This is a genomic window from Rhodococcus ruber (assembly GCF_027270735.1).
GTDB classification, from domain to species: Bacteria; Actinomycetota; Actinomycetes; order Mycobacteriales; family Mycobacteriaceae; genus Rhodococcoides; species Rhodococcoides rubrum_A.
The window spans coordinates 108,093-127,523 of sequence record NZ_JAPWIJ010000001.1 but is presented as its reverse complement, the minus strand read 5'-3'; the positions used below and the strand labels follow the sequence as shown (position 1 = coordinate 127,523).

General features: G+C 64.4%; 19 protein-coding genes. 5 read left to right on the top strand and 14 right to left on the bottom strand.

Annotated features, from left to right (window positions below; genetic code table 11):
• Positions 1–13: 13 nt before the first annotated feature.
• From O4220_RS00625 to O4220_RS00610, 4 genes are all read right to left on the bottom strand, one after another.
• Positions 14–3,223: an arabinosyltransferase domain-containing protein gene (locus O4220_RS00625; RefSeq protein WP_420030291.1), complete on the bottom strand. Its 3,210-nt coding sequence runs from the start codon at positions 3,221–3,223 to the stop codon at positions 14–16.
• Positions 3,201–4,970 carry a glycosyl transferase gene (locus O4220_RS00620; RefSeq protein ID WP_269601629.1) on the bottom strand — a complete coding sequence of 590 codons (1,770 nt, stop codon included), beginning with the start codon at positions 4,968–4,970 and terminating at the stop codon, positions 3,201–3,203. Before O4220_RS00620 ends, O4220_RS00625 begins: the two co-directional genes overlap by 23 nt.
• Before the next feature lie 80 nt (positions 4,971–5,050).
• Complete coding sequence (locus O4220_RS00615; RefSeq protein ID WP_269601628.1) at positions 5,051–5,440, bottom strand: transcriptional regulator; 390 nt, start codon at positions 5,438–5,440, stop codon at positions 5,051–5,053.
• Complete coding sequence (locus tag O4220_RS00610) at positions 5,437–5,925, bottom strand: hypothetical protein (RefSeq protein ID WP_269601627.1); 489 nt, start codon at positions 5,923–5,925, stop codon at positions 5,437–5,439. Before O4220_RS00610 ends, O4220_RS00615 begins: the two co-directional genes overlap by 4 nt.
• An 81-nt stretch (positions 5,926–6,006) precedes the next feature.
• On the opposite strand from O4220_RS00610, the gene O4220_RS00605 reads away from it, so the two are divergent.
• Positions 6,007–6,477 carry a hypothetical protein gene (locus O4220_RS00605; protein WP_269601626.1) on the top strand — a complete coding sequence of 157 codons (471 nt, stop codon included), beginning with the start codon at positions 6,007–6,009 and terminating at the stop codon, positions 6,475–6,477.
• Positions 6,478–6,596: 119 nt separating this feature from the next.
• Positions 6,597–7,190 (top strand): hypothetical protein, encoded by a 594-nt coding sequence (locus O4220_RS00600; protein ID WP_269601625.1) that lies wholly within the window; start codon positions 6,597–6,599, stop codon positions 7,188–7,190.
• Positions 7,191–7,199: 9 nt separating this feature from the next.
• Here O4220_RS00600 and O4220_RS00595 read toward each other — a convergent pair whose 3' ends face one another.
• From O4220_RS00595 to O4220_RS00585, 3 genes are read right to left on the bottom strand one after another with little or no spacing between them, the layout of a single operon-like run.
• On the bottom strand, positions 7,200–9,089 hold the full coding sequence (locus tag O4220_RS00595; protein ID WP_269601624.1) for a galactan 5-O-arabinofuranosyltransferase: 1,890 nt from the start codon (positions 9,087–9,089) through the stop codon (positions 7,200–7,202).
• 4 nt (positions 9,090–9,093) lie between these two features.
• Complete coding sequence (locus O4220_RS00590; RefSeq protein WP_032381093.1) at positions 9,094–9,858, bottom strand: decaprenylphospho-beta-D-erythro-pentofuranosid-2-ulose 2-reductase; 765 nt, start codon at positions 9,856–9,858, stop codon at positions 9,094–9,096.
• Positions 9,855–11,306 carry an FAD-binding oxidoreductase gene (locus tag O4220_RS00585; protein WP_269601623.1) on the bottom strand — a complete coding sequence of 484 codons (1,452 nt, stop codon included), beginning with the start codon at positions 11,304–11,306 and terminating at the stop codon, positions 9,855–9,857. Before O4220_RS00585 ends, O4220_RS00590 begins: the two co-directional genes overlap by 4 nt.
• Before the next feature lie 47 nt (positions 11,307–11,353).
• Between O4220_RS00585 and O4220_RS00580 the strand changes: the two genes are divergently transcribed.
• Positions 11,354–11,872, top strand: a complete 519-nt coding sequence (locus O4220_RS00580) for a GtrA family protein (RefSeq protein WP_420030290.1) — start codon at positions 11,354–11,356, stop codon at positions 11,870–11,872.
• A 146-nt stretch (positions 11,873–12,018) separates the two neighbouring features.
• On the opposite strand, the gene O4220_RS00575 is transcribed toward O4220_RS00580, so the two are convergent.
• Together O4220_RS00575 and rfbA are read right to left on the bottom strand one after the other, a co-directional pair.
• A complete protein-coding gene (locus tag O4220_RS00575; protein WP_269601622.1) occupies positions 12,019–12,606 on the bottom strand; it encodes a dTDP-4-dehydrorhamnose 3,5-epimerase family protein in 588 nt (195 codons plus the stop codon).
• Positions 12,603–13,475 carry a glucose-1-phosphate thymidylyltransferase RfbA gene (gene rfbA, locus O4220_RS00570; protein WP_269601621.1) on the bottom strand — a complete coding sequence of 291 codons (873 nt, stop codon included), beginning with the start codon at positions 13,473–13,475 and terminating at the stop codon, positions 12,603–12,605. Before rfbA ends, O4220_RS00575 begins: the two co-directional genes overlap by 4 nt.
• Before the next feature lie 130 nt (positions 13,476–13,605).
• Between rfbA and O4220_RS00565 the strand changes: the two genes are divergently transcribed.
• Complete coding sequence (locus O4220_RS00565; RefSeq protein WP_269601620.1) at positions 13,606–14,124, top strand: maleylpyruvate isomerase family mycothiol-dependent enzyme; 519 nt, start codon at positions 13,606–13,608, stop codon at positions 14,122–14,124.
• A gap of 18 nt (positions 14,125–14,142) precedes the next feature.
• Here O4220_RS00565 and O4220_RS00560 read toward each other — a convergent pair whose 3' ends face one another.
• The 3 genes from O4220_RS00560 to O4220_RS00550 are packed head-to-tail and all read right to left on the bottom strand — an operon-like array spanning position 14,143 to position 16,489.
• Positions 14,143–14,511: a hypothetical protein gene (locus O4220_RS00560; RefSeq protein WP_269601619.1), complete on the bottom strand. Its 369-nt coding sequence runs from the start codon at positions 14,509–14,511 to the stop codon at positions 14,143–14,145.
• The gene (locus tag O4220_RS00555) at positions 14,508–15,716 is read right to left on the bottom strand and encodes a WXG100 family type VII secretion target (RefSeq protein WP_269601618.1); all 1,209 of its coding nucleotides are present in this window, start codon (positions 15,714–15,716) and stop codon (positions 14,508–14,510) included. The genes O4220_RS00560 and O4220_RS00555 overlap by 4 nt, the downstream gene beginning before the upstream one ends.
• The gene (locus O4220_RS00550) at positions 15,713–16,489 is read right to left on the bottom strand and encodes a hypothetical protein (protein WP_269601617.1); all 777 of its coding nucleotides are present in this window, start codon (positions 16,487–16,489) and stop codon (positions 15,713–15,715) included. Before O4220_RS00550 ends, O4220_RS00555 begins: the two co-directional genes overlap by 4 nt.
• Positions 16,490–16,684: 195 nt before the next feature.
• On the opposite strand from O4220_RS00550, the gene rfbB reads away from it, so the two are divergent.
• Positions 16,685–17,692, top strand: a complete 1,008-nt coding sequence (gene rfbB / locus O4220_RS00545; protein WP_269601616.1) for a dTDP-glucose 4,6-dehydratase — start codon at positions 16,685–16,687, stop codon at positions 17,690–17,692.
• Here the strand turns inward: rfbB and O4220_RS00540 are convergent.
• Both O4220_RS00540 and O4220_RS00535 read right to left on the bottom strand, forming a co-directional pair.
• A complete protein-coding gene (locus O4220_RS00540; protein ID WP_269601615.1) occupies positions 17,689–18,681 on the bottom strand; it encodes a lysylphosphatidylglycerol synthase transmembrane domain-containing protein in 993 nt (330 codons plus the stop codon). The two genes, rfbB and O4220_RS00540, sit on opposite strands and share 4 nt — an antisense overlap.
• Positions 18,678–19,403 carry a DapH/DapD/GlmU-related protein gene (locus tag O4220_RS00535; RefSeq protein ID WP_269601614.1) on the bottom strand — a complete coding sequence of 242 codons (726 nt, stop codon included), beginning with the start codon at positions 19,401–19,403 and terminating at the stop codon, positions 18,678–18,680. The genes O4220_RS00540 and O4220_RS00535 overlap by 4 nt, the downstream gene beginning before the upstream one ends.
• Between the last annotated feature and the right edge of the window lie 28 nt (positions 19,404–19,431).

Below are 19,431 nucleotides of genomic sequence, written 5' to 3'. Positions count from 1 at the left end.
GGAAAACGGGACCTCAGTCTGTTTTCATCGGTCCGTCGCTGGACAGTCCCGACCGAGACTGCTGCTGGACGGCGATCTCGGCCGTCGCCGCGTCAGGATCGAGTGGCGTGTATCTCTCGATCGATCCCCAATCTCGGGAGTAGTCGTCGGCGAGGTAGGACGGAAGTGTCTGTGCACCGAGGAGCAGCTCGGTCCAGCCGAGTGGGCCACCGCCGATCGAGTCCTGCCAGGCGTTGGTGGATTCGGCCCCCGTGCGGTCGGGCAGAATTCGGTACTTCGGCACCTCGGCGACGCCGTCCCGATGATCGAACGGTCGCTGGCACGGGAACGCCAGTCCGACGGCCCAATCCAGCAACACCGGATCGGTCGATCCGACGAGCGAGTTCAGCGTCTGTGTCTTCGGGACGCGCGGCGGGGTGACGGCAAGCCACTGATCGCCGGTCTGATCGTTGTCCTCGGCGACGATGCGAACGACGTCTGCCTCGGCCGGTAGATCGCTCATCGGGACCCGCAGATTGCGCCACGACGGCGACGGGCCGATATCGAGAGGCGTGACGCGGCCCAGTGCCTGCACGTCGCTACCGTCGCGGCGCCCGTATTCGAGTTCGACGCGTTGGCCCGGGGTGACGATGCCGTCCTTGTCCACCGACCGGATTCGGCCTGCGGCGGCGATGGCGATCAGGTCGCCGCGGTCGGTGTCGGAGAGTTGGTACCAACCGGAGGTCAGCGATGCAGGCTCGGTGGCACCGAAGCTACCCAGCACTGGAGTGGTCGCGGGATTCAAGCCGAAGGGCAGGGCAACCGAGCTACCGTTGATTCCGACGTTCTCGTTGGTACCGCCCGACGTACCCGCGGAGTTCGACGACGTTGCCGCCGCGCTCTGTTCGGAGTCCTCGGGCCGGATGGAGTTGGCGCTGCCCTGCGCGGTGTCCTCGGAGTCTGCGGTCAGATCCTGGGCGACGCCGTCGGGCGTGAATCCGGTGCTACCGCCCGCTCCGAGTGCGTCCGCTGCTGGGTCGATCGGTTGCAGCACCGATCCGTTGACGTCGGTTTCCACCTGCACGTCACCGGCCAGTCCGCACGAGTTTCCGGCGAGAGCCGAGAAGTTGGAGCGGGCGATGGAGTACGCGGGATATTGCGCCACAGCACCTTTGGCGAAGGAGAGCACTTCGAAGGCGACGACGCCGCCGGCGACGATGGTCAGTGCGGACGGCGCGAATCGGCGTCGTGTGGTGGGTTCTTTTCTGCGATAAGGCAATCGAACGTGCTGGTAGGCCGCGTAGAGCAGAGTCAGAACCGTCAGACCGAGCAGGATCGTCGAAAAGCCCTTGCCGGCAATGGACGGCGGCTTGTCGAACCACGGAATGCCGTAACTCGAGACGTACCACCAACCGTTGGAGCTGGTGAACGCCACCGCCGTCATGAACAGAACTGCGGCAGTGAACAGGGTTCTGTTGCGCGGAGATCGCACGGTCGCGGCGGTCACGGCCACTGCCGCCAATGCAGCGAGCGACGCCGCGAGACCGGCGTAGACACCGAAGTGGTGGGTCCACTTGGTGGGGGTGAACATCATCAAAGCCAATGCGCCCAAGATGATTCCGAGTATTCGACGCGACGGCCCGGTGGCCGTGCCTGGAATGCGTCCGTTCTTGCGGAGCATCACCGCGATGCACACGACGATGCACAGCAGCATCGCGAACATGCCGAACCGTCGCGCAAGCGAGCCGTCGGGAGAGATTGTCATCAATGCGTCCCAGCGCACGCGCTCTTCGAACCACGGCACGTTCGGTCCGATGGCCGAGCGCACCCGGGTAGCTTCGAGCACGGTGCTCAGAGTCTGGTCGGCGAAGATCGCGATCAGCACCGCCAGTCCCGACGCGAACAGCGGCGCGAGAACGGCGAGCAGGCCCACCTCACGAGCTCGCTTGACCACGATCATCACCAATGGGCGCAGCCCGGCGAGCAAGGCGGCGACGGCGATCAATCCGGTCGGTCCGGCGGCGAGCGAGAACGCGGCGATCAGTGTGCCGATCGCGGCGGGCAACAGTCGTCCGGTGGCGATGGCGCGTTCGATCGAGCACCACGTGAGCAGTGCGCCGAGAGCGATGATCGGTTCCGGGCGCAGTCCGTTGTCGTAAGGCAGCCAGAAGGCGAGGAACACCAGCCCCGCAGTCCACAGCGCGACGCGGTTGGTCATCACCGCGCGGCCGAGGCGAGGGATCACTTCTCGGCTGATGACCATCCAGCACAGCAGCGCTGCGATGGTGGCGGGCAGGCGCATCCAGATGCTGGCGGTGCTGACCTTGGCCAGAGCAGCGAGCATGTCGTAGTACGGCATGCCGAACGGTGCTTCCGGAACGCCGAACCAGCGGAAGTAGTTGGCCATGTAGCCGGCGTTCTCGGAGACGCGGGCCATGTTGAGCAGGTAACCGTCGTCGGAGGTATTGGCGCCGATGAAGTGCCACAGAACCAGCACACCCACCACGACGGCGTCGACGCCGGTCACGGATTTCCAGCGCGAGGGGAGGAATCGTCGGTGGCGTCGCCCGTCCATGCCGTCGAGCCGATGCAGCGCGAACAGGGAGGCGATGACAGCGAGTGCGCCGACGATCATCGACAGCAATTTGAACGTCGTCGGAGCGGAGGAATAGCGCGAGTCGATGTCGGCACGCACGTTCAGGCCGTCGACCGGTGCCGTGAGATCGGTGAAGACGCCGACGACCTGCGGCCGGATGTCTCCGTCCACGGTGCTCGTCTCGCCGTCGAGGTCGACGATCGTGTTGGTGGCGTTCGAGGAAACCGTCAGCGCGCAGTTACCGCTCAGTTCGGCGATCGGTGCCTCGGCAAGAACGCGATCGCGCAGCAGCACCTGCAGTCGGTCGTCGTCGACCCGAACGATCAGTGCCTTCTGCTCGGTTTTGGCAGCGGCTAGCGGTGCGGTGGAGACAAGCGTGCCGCCGTCGGTGAGAGCAGTGGCCGCGCGGCACGGAACAGTTGCTTCGAGGTCGACGGGCGAGTAGCTCACCAGGGGAGCGTTGACGCTGCCGAACGAGCTCTGCGGCCACGACAGCGTGGCGACGTCCTGCTGAACCGGGAGTAGGGGGGTGGCGATGGCCAGGACTGCACCGATGATTCCGGTGATGATCGCGATCAACCGCGCGGTCTTGACGTTCGGAGCGGTCTCGGGCACGCCGACGATGCTATTGGACGAGCGTCCGCACATCCCACACCCACACGCCACCGGTGTATTGCGGCTGGACACCGAGCAGTTCGGTGACGGTGGTGCGCAGTGCAACGGTCCGCTTGCTCGGCGGCAGTACGACGACGTCCGCCTCCCAGAACGTCAGATCCTCGACGGCCTGCGCACGTCGATCGTCGGTGATCTCCGGGACAGTGCCTTGGTCGTACACCGAGCCCAGCAACAGTGCCGTCGGCCGGTCGACGGCTCCGTACTTGGCAACCTTCTCTTCTTGATCACTCGGTCCGACGAAGTATCCGGCTGCCAGCTTGAAGCCCATGTCGGCGTCCATCTGCCAGCGCAGCGGGCGGGCGTCCTCGGGCCGTGGCAGGGGCACGGTGACGACGGAACCGTCGTCGACGTAGTTCTCCCACTCGCCGTCGGCGAAGAACTCCGGCGTCGGAGATTTGTCGACGGCAACCAGCGGCGTCGGGATCAGCGGAACGAGTGCGAGGGCGAGTCCGGCGATCCACAAGGCAGGCAGTGGGCGCAGCCCGTTACGGAACGTGCGGTCAGTGGCCAGCACGAGCAGCAGGGCCAGTGCGGGGACTGCACCGAGGGCGAAGCGGGTCTCGAGGACGGACTCGACGAGGGGGTACTCGGCGAGCTTGGTCCACGGCAGGGTGATGCCGGTGTCGTTCTTGCCGATCATCAGCGTCGCACCGAGTGAGAGCACGCTCATGACGACTGCCGTTGCCGCAGCCGCCCTGGCGCAGGCAACACGCCACATCCACACCGCGGCCACCAGGCACAGCACCAGCAAGGGCCAACCGAAGTACGCGTTCTCCTCGGTGGCGTTGATGCGGACGTTCTGCCCTGGAGTCGCGACGCCACCGATGGATTGCGTCGGGAACTGGAACAGCGCTTTTGCGTCGTTGCCCATCGGTCCGTGTTCGAGGAAGGAATACGATTGCGGGCCGAAGAACTGCCACCACAGTGGCAGCGCGACGACGGTCAGGGCGATACCCGCGGAGACAGCAAGCCGGGGCGCGGCGCTGCGGACGGCAGGCCAAAGAGAACGTGGCCGAGACACGTAGTAGACGACAACGAAGATGGCGAACGACATCGCGAAGATCAGCAGCGGCTCTTCGCCGAGCAGGATCTGCAGCGCGACGATCAGGCCGAGCCCGACGGTGTTCTTGGTGGTTCCGCCGCCGTGGGCGATGCGCGTGACCAGCATCGCGATGACCGGAAGCAGGAACAGCACCACGAAGTTGGGGTGGCCGTTGGCGTGGGAAATTGCTCCGGGCGCGAAGCCGCACAGCGCACCGCCGATCGCGGCCGCACCCTTGGAGGCGTTCAGCTGACGCGAGAACAGCCAGTACCAGGCGAAAGAGGTTCCGGCCAGGCCGGCGGTGAGGGCGATTGCCCAGGTGACCGTAGGTCCGAAGAGCAACGTGATCGGGGCCAGCGGGATCGAAATGCCGAACATCGCCGTGTTCGCCATCAGATTCACCCCGAGTGGGTAATTCTGCAGGTCACTCGACAGCGGGTTGTCCAGATGCGCGACGGCATGGGCGGCGACGGAGAAGAACCACTCCCACATCGTCTGGTCCTGGCCGCTGTTGTAGAGGTAACCACCACTCAGATTGCGCCACTGGCCCTGTAGGACGTACACGGCGGCGACCAGAAATCCGACTGCCGCCACGACGTCGCCACGCCCGACGCCCGCGTGCCGAGAAGGTGCCGTGGTCGGCTGCCGCTCGAGAACGCTCTGGTCGTGGGTGGTCATCGCGTCGAGGTTACAGAAAGATCACGACAGGCGAAAACCCGAACGACCTGGGTCACATCGGCAGGTAGCGGCCTGCCTGCTCAACCTAACTCCGGTGTCGGTCCGAATGTGGGAACCCACGTCCGAACCGGTGGCAGAGACGACGCTGGTTCCGGGTGGCCGTAGGCGATGACACGGAGTTCGGCGATGTGGGAGTCGAACGCTTGACGGCCGACGTGGGTCAGCTTCACCCACGTCACCCTTCGTGCGTCCGAACGCGAGAGCGACGCAGTCTTGTTCATCGAGACGTAGCCGGCGTCGGAGAGAGCTTTGAGGTGTTTCGACAGCGAAGCGTCGCTGATCCGAAGGGTGTCGCGAATGACCGCGAAGTCGATCTCGTCGATTCGGCGTAGAAGCCCGCAGACTCGCAGGCGGATCGGAGCATGTATGACGGAGTCGAATCTCGGTTCGACACTCGGATTTTCGGTCACGACCAGATGCTCCGGCGGCCGGTGAGTTGCCGGATGCCTCCGACGTGTAGATGGCGTCGGTATTCGCTGTCGAACAGACGGCCCCCGAACAGCACGATCGCAAAGCAGACGACCTGCGGCAGGAGAACCCACCATGCAGACAGCGACGCCACCACGCCGAAGGACACGCTCAACAGGCCGAGGACGCTCACCAGGAGCCCGACGAGAACACCCCATCCGGTGACACCCACTGCTGCCGGCCGCACCCCGGATATGCGGGGATAGAGCAGAGCCAATGTTGCGGCCAGGGCAACAGGGAGGGCTGCGAGCGCCGCACTGACCTTGCCGTCCGGCAATGCCGGTGTGCCTACGTACAGGGCGGTCGATGCGGCGAAGGCCGGGTAGAGCCAGAACGGCGCAGTGAGACGATCGGCGAGAGACACACGGTCGGCGTGGATTGCACCCAGGAGATCGTGGGCATCGTCTGGCGACGGATGGCTTTCCATGATGGCAACTCTAACACTTTCCGCATAGGCAACTGTTATGTTCGGTTCTGTCATCCCAACTCAGATCCACGGAGGGTCACGATGAAGCACCCCGCCATCAGACGTTCGATCGTCTTCTCCTGCGCGCTCGCGGCAGCGATCGGCGCAAGCTCCGCGCACGCGGGTGCCCAGGAGATGTTCTACTCGCCGCAGCAACGGATCTTCACGCTCGCCGAGGTCCCCCAGTGCCTCGGCGGCACCGTCGACGTCAATGTCCAGAGTGGGTACGCCCCCAACGAGATTCGCGCGAATTTCACCACCCACTTGTACAGCCCCGCGTGGGCTGGATCGGCCGACTACGAGTGCTACCTGACCATCTATTCGGACTGGCTCAACCACAACACCGGCCTTCGCGGAACCGTCGAACACCGGGTGGCGAGCTGGCGGTTCCAGGGGCCGAACGTGGCAAATCCGTACGTGGACATCGATACCGGCGCGGGCCCGGTCACGGTCACCTTCCGGACGAGCGCTGCGCACACGCCGAGCCCAACCTTCGACGTGCCGGCCCGCTGACGTCGATGAGGGTCCCCGCTTCGAATCGGAAGAAAAGAGAAGACGTGATTGCTGGAAAGTCTTTATTTCCCGTCGCGGCGTTGTGCGTCTTGGCTCTGAGTGGTTGTACCAGTGGGGAAGTGGACAACAGTTCAGCGTCGGACCCGAGACCGGTGCCCGCAGAGACCACCGCCCGGTCGTCCACGGCGGAGCCGTCGACTGCGCTCGAGGTCGAATCCCCACAGGAATCGACTCTCGCTCCGCCGACGCGAACGCCCGAGGAAGCAGCCGACCTGGTGCCGGGTGGTGGTGGTGCGATCTTGCAGCCGTCGGGAGACGAACCAGGCAACGTCGACCCCGCGACGTTCCGGACGGAGAGTGGTCGATACAACTTCGTGTCGCCGACGGGCAACATTCACTGCGGCATCTGGGACGCCGATGGGCCTGAGGGCCGAGTGGGGTGTCAGGCCGTGGACGGTAGGAATCCTTTCGAGGGGCCCCAGTGCTCGAACGCAGAGAACGACAAGGTCGCTGTTCGCGTTACCGCCGCGGGCCCGGAAAATCTGTGTACGACGCAAGGCATCTACGTGAACGTGAACGCTCCAGTGCTCGAACTCGGCCAGGTACTCGCGGCCGAGGGCGTCGTGTGCAAGTCCGGTCCCGACGACATAATCGGGTGCACCGCACCGGCGGGCGGATTCACGTTCTCCCGAGGTATCAACTACACCTACTGATTTGGTAGGTCAAGCAGTACGGACGACCAGCGCGAAGGGCCCGATATCCGTCACCGTGAAGCGCGGATCCTCGAACAGCGACTCGGGGAAGGTGACGGTGTAGCGGCGCACATTCGGGTCGTTGGGGTAGACGTCCTCGGCCAGGCGCAGGGTGTAGCCGTCGGCACCGCGTCGGAACAGGAAGGCGTCCGGCGCGCGCCACTGGCTGGTGTTCAGCGCCTCGATCATCTGATCGGGTGTCTCCAGCTCGGTCCACTGCTCGATGGCGTCGGCCCGCTGATCGAATTGCGCCAGGGGATTGGCGTAGTGCGAGGTCAGTCCTTGGAAGCCGAAGTACGGGTAGTAGCTGAGGAACGAGGTATCTGCGGTCAGGACGACGGTTTCGTCGCGCGGACGTCGGGTCTGCTCGGTGAGGGCGTCGTCGACCTCGCGGTAATACGAGACCGCGCTCGGTGGGCGCATGTCGGCGCGGTTGCCGTCACCGTCGGTATCGGAGTACGCGACGGTGATCTCGCTCTGCAGTACCTGGGGGATGTTCTGCGCGAAGGCCATGGCACCGACGACGGCCACGACGACGGCAGCGATGCGGAACTTGGGCGGTTCGTTGATGGCCTGGTAGATCGCGTGACTTCCTTCGAGGAAGCCGAAAACGCCTGCGCTGCCGAGCAATACGATCAAGACCGCTTCCAGCCGGAAGGAAAGCAACGTGGTGCCCGCGGCCGTGGCGGCCATGGACAGCAGTGTCCACAGATAGATGGAGACGACGCCGACGCCGAGTGCCTGCGCCCGGCGCGAGGACGAGAATCGCACCGCGACCCACACCGTGCCGATGAGGCACAGAACTCCCATCATCGAGAACTCGAACATCGGGAAGGGCAGCGTCGCACCGGCTTCCGGCAGATAATGCAGGGCTGTGCCGGACGTCGACGGCGCCCCACGCAAGAAGTCGATGAGGTACGGCAGCCACACGGTCGCGGCGATGACGCCGGAGATGGCGGCGATCGCGGCGACTTTGATCGCGATGGGCGCCAGTGCGCGCCACGTCTTTCGCTCGCGATACGCGAGAACGGCGGCGAACAGAGCCATGAGTACGACGGTGAATGCGGCCAGGCCCAGGTAGAGGGTGTAGAACGTCGCGGCCAGTCCGAGGAACAATGCTGTGCCGACTACCGCTCCCCATCCGCCGGCTGCTTTCCTGTGCAACGCACCCCACGCGAGAACCAGTGCCGGAGCGAACAACAGCACGATCACCGCACTGTAGGCCTCGGGGGAGGCGTAAGCGACGACGAGTGCAGTGGTGACGGCACTGACGGCGACGGCCCAGTCGCTGCGGATCAGTGCCTTCCACAGTACGAAGGCCACCACCGATGTGACGGCGAGCAGCCCGATTGCGTAGGGCTTGAATACTTCCCACCCGTCCATGCCCAAAACGTTGCCGACGCGTCCGCCGAGCCAGAACCAACCGGCGGGGTAGAACGGCGGGATGTCGGCGTACGTCATGTCGCGCAACGACGCCGAATCGGTCAGGCGCGTCAGGTATTCGGTGCGGAACTCCTGGTCGACCGAGATGCCGAACAGGTACAGCTTGGTTGCCGCCAGGGGCATACCGAGGGTGACAGTGACGAACCCGGACAGACCGATCCATGCGGCAAGGCGAGCGATCCACGGCCACTTGTGGATTCGGTACAGATAGATCGACGTGGCGAACAGCGCCGCAGCTACTACCTGGCCCAGGGTTGTCAGGGCGCGAGTGACGTTGGACGAGTTGAACGCCGGCCATTGAACCAGTGAGAAGGCGTACAACCCGACCGTCGCCACCACGACAGCAACGAGGACTCCGGCAACTATTTCTCCGACGGCAGAAGCAGTCCTGCGCGCCGGCGCAACCCCGACAGTCATGCAGTTAAATGGGCAGCTTGCGGAAGATCGGCCGCGGTACGTGCCGCAGCACCATCATCACCAGACGCCACGGTGCGGGAGTCCAGATGAGCGGAGTGCCCTTACGTGACGCATTCACTGCGAGCTTCGCGATGACCTCCTTGTCGACGGTCATCGGCGCTTCCTTGACGTGTGCACTGAACTTGGTGCGCACCATGCCCGGACGAACGACGGTGACCCGAGGACCGAACTCGCGCAGCGCTTCTCCGAGTCCGAGGTAGAACCCGTCGAGTCCGGCCTTGGTGGAGCCGTAGACGAAGTTGGAGCGGCGAACCCGCTCGCCTGCCACCGAGGACATGACGATGATGCGGCCGTATGCCTGCGCCTTCATCTTCTCGCCGAGCAACACGCCGACCGACACCGAAGCGGTGTAGTTGATGTTCGCGGCGAGGACGGCCTTGCGCTGGTCCTGCCAGAGCTGCTCGGCATCGAAGTCGACGGCGAAGGCGACGATGGCGACGTCGACGTCACCCTTGGCCCAGGCCGCGTCGATGACCTTCGGGTGCGACGCGGTATCGAGTGCATCGAAGTCGATGACGTCGACGGACTTCGCGCCCTTGGCGGTCAGCTGGGCGACGGCGCTCTCGCGCAGTGGGTCGTTCGGCAGCGCGGCAAGGATGACACGTGCCGGAGACTTCGACAGGTACTCCTCGGTGATCGCGAGACCGATCTCGCTGGTGCCACCCAGAACGAGAATCGTCTGTGGGTTACCTACGGCGTCTATCGTCACAGCAATTCCAGCCTTCTAGCCATATCGGAGGCGAAAACGCCTGTGGGGTCAACGGATCGACGGACCTTGATCCACTCGTCGATCCGCGGGTACATCGAGTGGAAGGTTTCGGCGTCGGTGCGCGAATCCTTCGCGGTGTAGAGACGACCACCGAATTCGAGCACGCGCTTGTCGAGCTCGCGCACCATCTCGTTCAGGCCCGCCTTGATCGGGAAGTCCATCGCGACGTTCCAGCCGGCCATCGGAAAGCTCAGTGGCGCTTTGTTTCCCGGGCCGAACAGCTTGAAGACGTTGAGTGCCGAGTACTGACCGGAGCGCTGAATGAAACGGATGATGTCCTTGAACTCCTCGAGCGCCTCGGTCGGAACGAGGAACTGGTACTGCAGGAATCCCTTGGGGCCGTAGCCTCGGTTCCACTCACCGACGAGGTCGAGTGGGTGGTAGAACTGCGTCAGGTTCTGCACCTTGCCGGTGTAGTTCCCGCCCATGCGGTAGTAGGCCTCGCCGATCATGCTCATCGACAGCTTGTTCAGCCCGCTGATCGGGAAGATATCCGGCACCGTCAACAGTTGGGGTGCGTCGAACTTCAGTGGATCCTTCTGCAGTTTCGCGGGAAGTTCGTCGAACTTGGCCAGCGATCCGCGAGTGATCGTCGCGCGCCCGAGCTTGGGCGGTGCGCTCATGACGTCGAACCAGGCGCTCGAGTACGTGTAGTTGTCCTCGGTGCCGTCCTGGTGAGCGGCGACGGTCTCGTCGAGACTCTCGGTGCGGATGCCGTCGTTGATGAAGTACGCCGTTTCGGTCGGCGTCATCTCGATGGTCGCGCGCAGGATGATGCCGGTCAGGCCGTTGCCGCCGACCGTTGCCCAGAACAGCTTGGCGTTCTTGCCCGTCGGCGTCAGGTGGCGGATCTGACCGTCTGCGGTGAGCAGTTCCATCGAGCGGACGTGGTTGCCGAAGCTACCCGCACTGTGATGGTTCTTGCCGTGGATGTCGCAGCCGATGGCTCCACCGATGGTGACCTGACGCGTACCCGGCAGCACCGGAACCCACAGGCCGAACGGCAGGGCAGCGCGCATCAGCTGGTCGAGACTGACGCCGCCGTCCAGATCGACGATCCGCGTCGAGGTGTCGATGCTGTAGATGCGGTTGAGCGCCGTCATGTCGATGACGAGCCCGCCGGAGTTCTGCGCATTGTCACCGTAGGAGCGGCCGAGGCCACGTGGAATGACGCCTCGTCGCAGGTACGAGGGCTTGGAGTCGTTCTGCTCGGCGACCTGCTTGACCGCGTTCGCGATGAGCTCGGGGTCGGAGGTGGCGAGCACCTCTCCGGTCGATCGCGCGGTGCGGCCGAATCCGGAGATCGTGCGGGTCTGCGTGGGTAGCGGCGCAGTGTTCCCGGCCTGTGGTTCCAGGGGGAAGAGTGCGTCGTCGGCTGTCGTGGACATCGCTCAAGAGGGTACCCGCACCGCAGCAGCGGCTAGTGTCAGTCCTCGTGTCCACCCCCGACCGCTCCGCAGAAGAAGGCTCAACGGGCGACGACTGGTCGCCCGAGGACGACGAGCTGCAGCACCACGTTCCGCTACCCGTCGAGCTGCCGCTGACCGAGAACATCGCCGACGCGGCTCTCGACCTCAAGACGCAGGTCCTGCGTTTCTTGGCGACGGGTGTGCTGTCGGCCATCGTCGATCAGGGCGTCAACCTGCTCCTGCACTTCGTGTTCGGGGTCGGTGTGACGCTGGCCAAGGCCATCGGGTTCGTGCTCGGAACGACGACGGCCTACTTGATCAACCGCCGCTGGACCTTCAATGCGGCTCCGTCACGGGCCCGGTTCTTCGCCGTCGTTGCCCTGTACGGCGTCACCTTTGCCGTCCAGGTGGGTATCTACACCTGGCTTTACCAGGCCCTTCCCGACGGCTTCTGGTACGCGAACGTGGCCTTCGTCGTCGCTCAGGGCACGGCGACGGTCATCAACTTCCTCGTTCAGCGCTTCGTGATCTTCAAGATCCGCTGAGCCTCCGGGTTCGCCCCCGGGGGTTCGCAAACGCGCGCGCACTTGCCAGACGCGCGCGGATTGGTCAGCGAATCCGCTCGCGCGTGACGAATGCGCTCGCGTTTGCAGCGGATCCCCAGTCGCCCCGGCCGACCCACGAAGGAGGGTCACACCTCGAATTCAGGGAGGCTGCCTGCTTCGAGTGCTCGGGCGAGGGTGGGGGCGGCTGTGTCCTTGTCGGAGAGCTCGTAGGTCAGGGGTGTGCCGTCGCGGGCGGTGGTGGGCCAGTCGATGCCCAGCGCGGGGTCGAGGGGGTTGATGTCGCGGTCCAGGGCCGGGGTGTACTCGAGGCTGCACAGATACATGACGGTGGAATTGTCTTCCAGCGACAAGATGGCGTGGCCGAGTCCTTCGGACAGGAACACCGCTTTGCGGTCGACGTCGTCGATCAGCACGCTGTCCCATTGCCCGAACGTCGGGGAGCCGACGCGGAGGTCGACGATGACGTCGAGGAACGCTCCGCGGGCGCAGGTGACGTATTTGGCTTGGCCGGGCGGGTTGGTGGTGAAGTGGATTCCGCGCAGGACCCCGGCGGCGGAGACCGAGCAGTTGGCCTGCAACAGGTCCAACGCGCGGCCGGTGGTCTCCTCGAAGAGGCCGGCTTTGAACCATTCGAAGAACACGCCGCGGTCGTCCCCGAACTGGCGTGGGGTGTATTCGTACGCACCGGCAATGGTCAGTTCACGAAAGGTCATCGGTTCCCTCGGTCGATCAGATCGAGCAGGTAGGTGCCGTAGCCGGATTTGACGAGTGTCTCGGCGCGCACGCGCAGCTCGTCGTCGGTGATGAATCCTCGTCTCCAGGCGACTTCTTCGGGGGATCCGATCTTCAGGCCTTGGCGTTGTTCGATGGTGCGGACGTAGTTGGAGGCGTCGAGGAGGGAGTCGAAGGTGCCGGTGTCGAGCCAGGCGGTGCCGCGGGGCAGTACTTCGACCTGGAGGCGGCCGGCCTCCAAGTAGTGCCGGTTGACGTCGGTGATCTCGTATTCCCCGCGGGCGGAGGGCTGCAGGTCGCGGGCGATGGCGATGACGTCGTTGTCGTAGAAATACAGGCCGGGGACGGCGTAGTTCGATTTCGGAGCGGCGGGTTTTTCTTCCAACGAGATCGCTGTGCGGTTCGCGTCGAATTCGATGACGCCGTAGGCGGTGGGGTCGGAGACTTCGTAGGCGAAGACTGCTCCGCCGTCGATGGTGTCGAAGCGGGACAGTTGGGTGCCCAGGCCGGGGCCGTAGAAGATGTTGTCGCCCAACACCAATGCTGCACTGTCGGTGCCGATGTGGTCGGCACCCAACACGAACGCCTGCGCGAGGCCGTTCGGCTCGTGCTGGACCTTGTAGGTCAGGGAGATACCGAACCGGGAGCCGTCACCGAGGAGGCGGGTGAACTGGTCGGCGTCCTGGGGGGTGGTGATGATGAGGATCTCGCGGATCCCGGCGAGGATCAGGGTCGAGAGTGGGTAGTAGATCATCGGTTTGTCGTAGACCGGGACCAGCTGTTTGCTGACGCCCATCGTGATCGGATGAAGACGCGAGCCCGTGCCGCCCGCCAGAATGATTCCCCGCATGACCGCGCAGTCTTCCAGACCCTCCGGTCGACCGCGCGGTTGTGCATGCCCCGTTTCCGCTGCGTGAGCCGCGAGGTGCACCTACGCTCGCCGCATACCCCGCCAGCCGACAGAACCGAGGACAACGATCGTGACGAGCCGCACCCAGATCGAAACCGGTATCAGCCAGGTCACCGCTCTGCTCTCCGCAGTGACCGCAGACGAACGCGCGTCGGCCACGCCCTGTGCCGGGTGGACCGTGGCCGATCTGACCGACCACCTCGTGCATGGCGTCGGTCAGTTCGTAAAGCTGGCTCGCGGCGCGGAGGTCGACTGGGCTGCCTCTGCTCAGCCGGTGTCGGACCCGATTCCGGTGTGGATCGAGCGGACCGGTGAACTGCTGGCCGAGATCGATGCCGGTTCACCGTTGCCGCTCGGCATGGTTGCTGCCGAACTGTCGGCGCACACGTGGGATCTCGCGACTGCACTCGGACGTGGCACCGACGATCTCGACCAGACTGTGGCGGAGGAGGGGATGGTATTCATGTCGGCCAACCTGACCGAGGACAAGCGGGGAGGCGCTTTCGATGCGGAGCAGCCGGCACCCGAGGGAGCAAACGCTTACGAGCGCATCGCTGCCTTTGCCGGGCGTACTGTTCAGCCCTCCTGAGTTTTTCGTGGACGTCGCTCATTCCCACGGGATTCGGTACGGCTGAGGCGGGACCTCTTTCGTCGATGTCGGCCATTCCGACGGCCACACGATCTGCGGGTCTGCTCTGAGCTCCTCGACCTCCGGTGGCACCGGGTCCGCGTCCACCTCGATTCGTTCCCAACTGCATGCCCCCGATGTGACGCGACGTGCGTAGAGGGTCAGGTCGGCCGACGCTCGCGGCGAGGACGCCAGTCGGCTCAGCAGTTCCGCCGTGACGGTCCGCGTTCCCACTCGAGCCGTCAGGTCGGTGTTCAGGGCTCGCGTGCGTGCGGCCTCGAGCTCGCCGCAGGATCCCATCAGGCGGTCGTAGGCAGCGCGGGCGTGCGGAGGCAGAGACTCGATCATGCGTCCCGCCATGGCTCGTCGCCGGTGCCTACGGAGAAGTCCTCGTAAGGAGTATCGAGTACCGGTCGGATATCTGCTGCCTTCCCCGCTTCGACGGCCTGCTTGCCGTAGTCGAGGAAGTCGTTCAGCGGTTCCAGAGTGTCGTCGATCTTTTGGCCCACTTGGCCGTCGGGGTCGCCGAGCGCGTCGAGGAAGGCGCCGAAGTCATCTACCACCTTTTCGATTTTCACGATGAGTTCTTTGGTCAGATTCATTGCTGTCCAGCATATTTCGATGACGCTTTCGACTTGCCATGCTGTGCCGACCACCGGAACCTTCTTGATCACGACCTTCAAGGCACCGCGGGCGTTGTCGACGGCCACTTCGGACTCGAGCAATTCGACGATCTTGCGGACCACTGCCAAGGCGGCTTCGCGAAGCTGGTCGGAGATTGCCGCACAGATCGCAGAGATCGTTCGTCCGGCCGGACCTTCCCATCGCATTGCGGCCAGTTGTCGGTCGGCATAGTCGGTGAATGCCTGTGCGGCAGCGCCGTTCCAGTAGCCGTCCACGCGGCGCACCCCTGCCGTGAACGACTCCGCGGCAGCTTCCATAGCGTCACCCGCTATCTGGTACGCCTGACCGATTCGGCGAAGTTCGTTCCAGTTTCCGGTGACGGGGATGGTCGCTTCGCGTAGCGGACTCCACCCGGAGAGTTCGAAGATCGTGCGGTCGATCTCGCCGAGCCACTCGGAGGCATCGGCGAGTACGTCGCGGAGGTCGTCGATGGCAGGATTGGTTGCAGGATAGTCGATTCCGTGAGGACGACCGTAGTCGGTGGCACCGTCGAATTCGTCTACATGCCCGGCCGCGGCGTGATCCGAACTGCCGCGGTCGATGCCAGGCAGTGGTGGAAGTGTCGTGTGAGCGTTCAGCAGGTCGTAGTTTCGCTGATCTTGGTCGGCGTACAGCCACGCCGCCTTGTTGAGTTCGGCACCCATCTCGCCACAATTGTCGGACAGGTGAACCTGCCGAGTGCGCGTCATCTCCTGGAAGCCTGCGAGATATGGCTGGAGTCGCTGCAGAATTTGCCCGACCACGTTCTCGCTCAGGCCCGCATTGTCGATCAGATAGCGATGACTGGCCAGAGTATCGACGCCGATGCGAACGAGAAGATTTCCGAGGCCTGCGATTTCGGATGATCTTGCCGTGAGCCGTTCGGTCATTGCATCGAGCTCTTCCGTAGTGAGGAGATGAGGCCTTCGACGTCCTCGTCGGTGAGCGCGTTCTCGACGTCACGGTCGGCAAGCACGACGAATACCGCGACCTCTGCGGTGGCGAAACCAGTAGTGGTGACGACGTCGAATGTCGCGCGGGGAGGAGGGCAGTACGGCGAGTCCGGTATGTCTTCCACCAGGGCTGTGTAGCGGACAGCCGAGGCTCCGTCGATCTGCAGATACTCGGGGTCTCCGATCCGAACTTTGGGTTTCAGAGACCCGTCTTCGTTGGAGAAGATCATCGACGCTTTCTGGGCCTCTTGATAGGCGAGAACCGTCAAGTCACCCGCACGGCGACCGGTCATTCCGCTGATCGCCGAGGACTCGAACTCACCGCCTTCGCAATCGAATCGACCATGAAGACCCATTGCGCCGTACGTTGCGGTCGACCCGTCCTCACCGACCCACTCCGAGAATCCGTCATTCCAATTCTCCCAGTCCGCAGGAATGTCGTAGGTCCAGCCGAATTTGGAGGCGATGGGCTGCGGCTGCCCGGCGGGTACCTCGATTTTCGGTGGCGGACGGTTCATCGACGGAAAGCCCGGTGGCAGTGGCGGCGGGGCCGTCGTCGAGCCCGTGGGTTTCGGCGACACCGGCGGCAGAACCTGTACACCCTCGTACGGTTCCGGTACCGGCGGTGCCAACTGCGGAATTGCCCACATGACCCCGAACAGCAGCGCTACCGATGCCGCGAGTCGAATCAAAATTTTGCCGAGACCCATTGACGTACTCCCCCCGAAGTCGAACAGAAGCTAGCACGCGCGCCCGACAACAATGGCCGAGCGCCTGAGCGGTGCAACTCGTGCTCCACTCGAAGGACCAATCGCCGGCATCCTCCCCGTTGGGGCCTCGAGTGGAGCATCCCGTGCAGCGACATGCCCGGCCGTCGTCGACAACCCCCGGTAAAGTGCCTGTGCATGAGAATTCTCGTCACGGGTGGGGCCGGGTTCATCGGCGCGAACTTCGTACATCAGACCCTCGCGCAGCGCCCCGATTCGCAGGTCACCGTGCTCGACAAGCTCACCTACGCCGGAAACAAGGCATCCCTTGAACCGGTGGCCGACCGCATCGACTTCGTGCACGGCGACATCGCCGATGCCGACCTCGTCGACCGCCTCGTTCGCGAGACGGATCTGGTCGTCCACTTCGCCGCCGAATCCCACAACGACAACTCGTTGACCGATCCGTGGCCGTTCGTGCACACCAACGTCATCGGCACCACCACCTTGCTCAACGCGGTCCGCGAACACGACGTCCGCTACCACCACATCTCCACCGATGAGGTCTACGGCGACCTCGAACTCGACGATCCGGCACGGTTCACCGAATCGACCCCGTACAACCCGTCGAGCCCGTACTCGTCCACCAAAGCCTCGAGCGACCTGCTGGTGCGTGCCTGGACCCGCTCGTTCGGGATCCGATCCACCATCTCCAACTGCTCCAACAACTACGGCCCCTACCAGCACGTGGAGAAGTTCATCCCGCGTCAGATCACCAACATCCTCAGTGGCTCACGCCCCAAGCTCTACGGCGCCGGGCAGAACGTGCGCGACTGGATCCACGTGGACGACCACAACAGCGCCGTCTGGGCCATCATCGACGGCGGCCGCATCGGCGAGACCTACCTCATCGGAGCCGACGGCGAAGCGAACAACCGCACCGTCCTCGAAGCCATCCTCGAAGAAACCGGCCACTCACCCGACGCGTTCGACTTCGTCACCGACCGCCCCGGCCACGACCTTCGCTACGCCATCGACTCCACGAAACTCCGCACCGAATTGGGTTGGACGCCAACCTACGTCGACTTCCGAGCCGGCCTGAAAGCGACCGTCGACTGGTACCGCGACAACGAGCAATGGTGGCGACCGCAGAAGGATGCAACCGAAGCCGTCTACGCCGCCAAGGAATCCGTCCTGAACCGCTAGTTCGGTGAAGGCTGGCTGGAGGCCGCAGGGACGCGAGAATCGCTGTGTACCAACATGTTGCGCAGTACTCTAGACCCGGATACAGCGGCGATCGCACCTGCCAGCACCTCGCAGATGGTGAACACCAGTCGTGATGCCAGGGCCAGCCCCAATGCGACACCGGCGTCCATGAAAGGCGACAGTGCCGCGACCACCACGGCCTCGCGAACGCCGATGCCTGATGGCACGACGACGACCAGTACGCCGGCACACATGCCGAGCGCGAGCGCGCCGATGCACTCCACCAACCCGCCGATTCGGAAGCCCGCGGAACTGGACGCGAGGATCCACAAGTGGGTGCCGTAGAGGACCCAGCTGGCGGCACACCAGCCGAGCGACAGGGCAATTTTGCGAGTGGTCAGCGGGGACTGCAGCGGCGCGCGGCGAAGGATCTTCAGCGCCAGATTGACCAGCCGAGTGAGGATAGGCGGGTACGCGCAGGTCAACGCGATCGGGACCAGCACGATCACTGCCACCGCCGCGATGGTGCTGACGTCGAACAGCGCAGGTAGGCCGAGCAGACCGACCACGAGCGCAGACGTTGTGCTCAGCCCGACGGTGACCAGGACCGCGACGAACCCGGCTGCTCGCGTGACGCCGGCCCGCCGAACCAGTTCGGTCTGGAGAACGAAAGCCCAGACGCTTCCCGGTAGGTACTTGCCCAGTTGGCCCACCAGGTAGCAGCGGGCGGCGTCGAACGCGGGAATCGGATATGCAAGAGCCCCGAGAGCGTGCTGCCATGCGCGCACTGCTGCTCCCATGCCGAGAAACACCAGCAGCGAGGACCCGAGCAGAGACCAAATCCCGAGCGAGACGACAGTGTCGCGAACGTCCGACCACTGGGATCGCACTGCGAAGACAATGGCTACGACGATCGCCACGGTGACCGCTACGCGCAGTACGTTGCCCGCAATCTTCTTTCCGCGCGAAGCGGCTACGCCGTCGGTCATCCGATCAGCGGTTTGGTCGACAGTTGCTGCCACCAGGTGAAAGCCGAGGAGCTGGCTTCGCCGAGTGCGGCAAGTTCCGGCAGCCGGGCAGCGGCATAGGCGGAGGCGACGACGTCGATCTCAGCGTCGTCGTGGCCCTTCCGCGACATACCGACGGAGTTTGCGCCGTGCAGCACCGCCGGATTGCCGAAGACGGTGGCGAACGGTGGAATGTCCTTGGTGATGACCGATCCCATACCTACCATCGCGCCGCTGCCGACCACTCGACGTTGGTGCACGGTGCTGTTCATGCCGAGGTTGCAGCCCGATCCGAGCGTCACGTGACCCGCAAGGGCGGTTCCGGCGGCGGCGATCGTGCAGGCCCCGAGTTGGCAGTCGTGCTCGATCGAGATGCGATTCATGATGAAAGAGTGTGCGCCGACGATGGTCGGCCGTTCACTGCCCTGGTGAACGGTGGTGAGCTCCCGAATGACGGTGCCCCGTTCTATGAGAACGCCGAAGCCGGCGCTGCGCTCGGAGTACGCGGTGAAGTGCTCGAATCCGAGGATTTCGGGAGGCGTACCGATGACCGTATGTGCACCGATCCAACAATCGTCTTCGATTTCCACCGGGCCGACGAGGACGGCACCAGGTCCGATGGTGACACGATCGCCGATGACGACACCTTCGCCGATCACCGCGGTGTCGTGAATTCGACAGCCCTGTCCGCGCTCGTTCGACACAGTCGATCGGCCTCCCCAGTGTCTGATG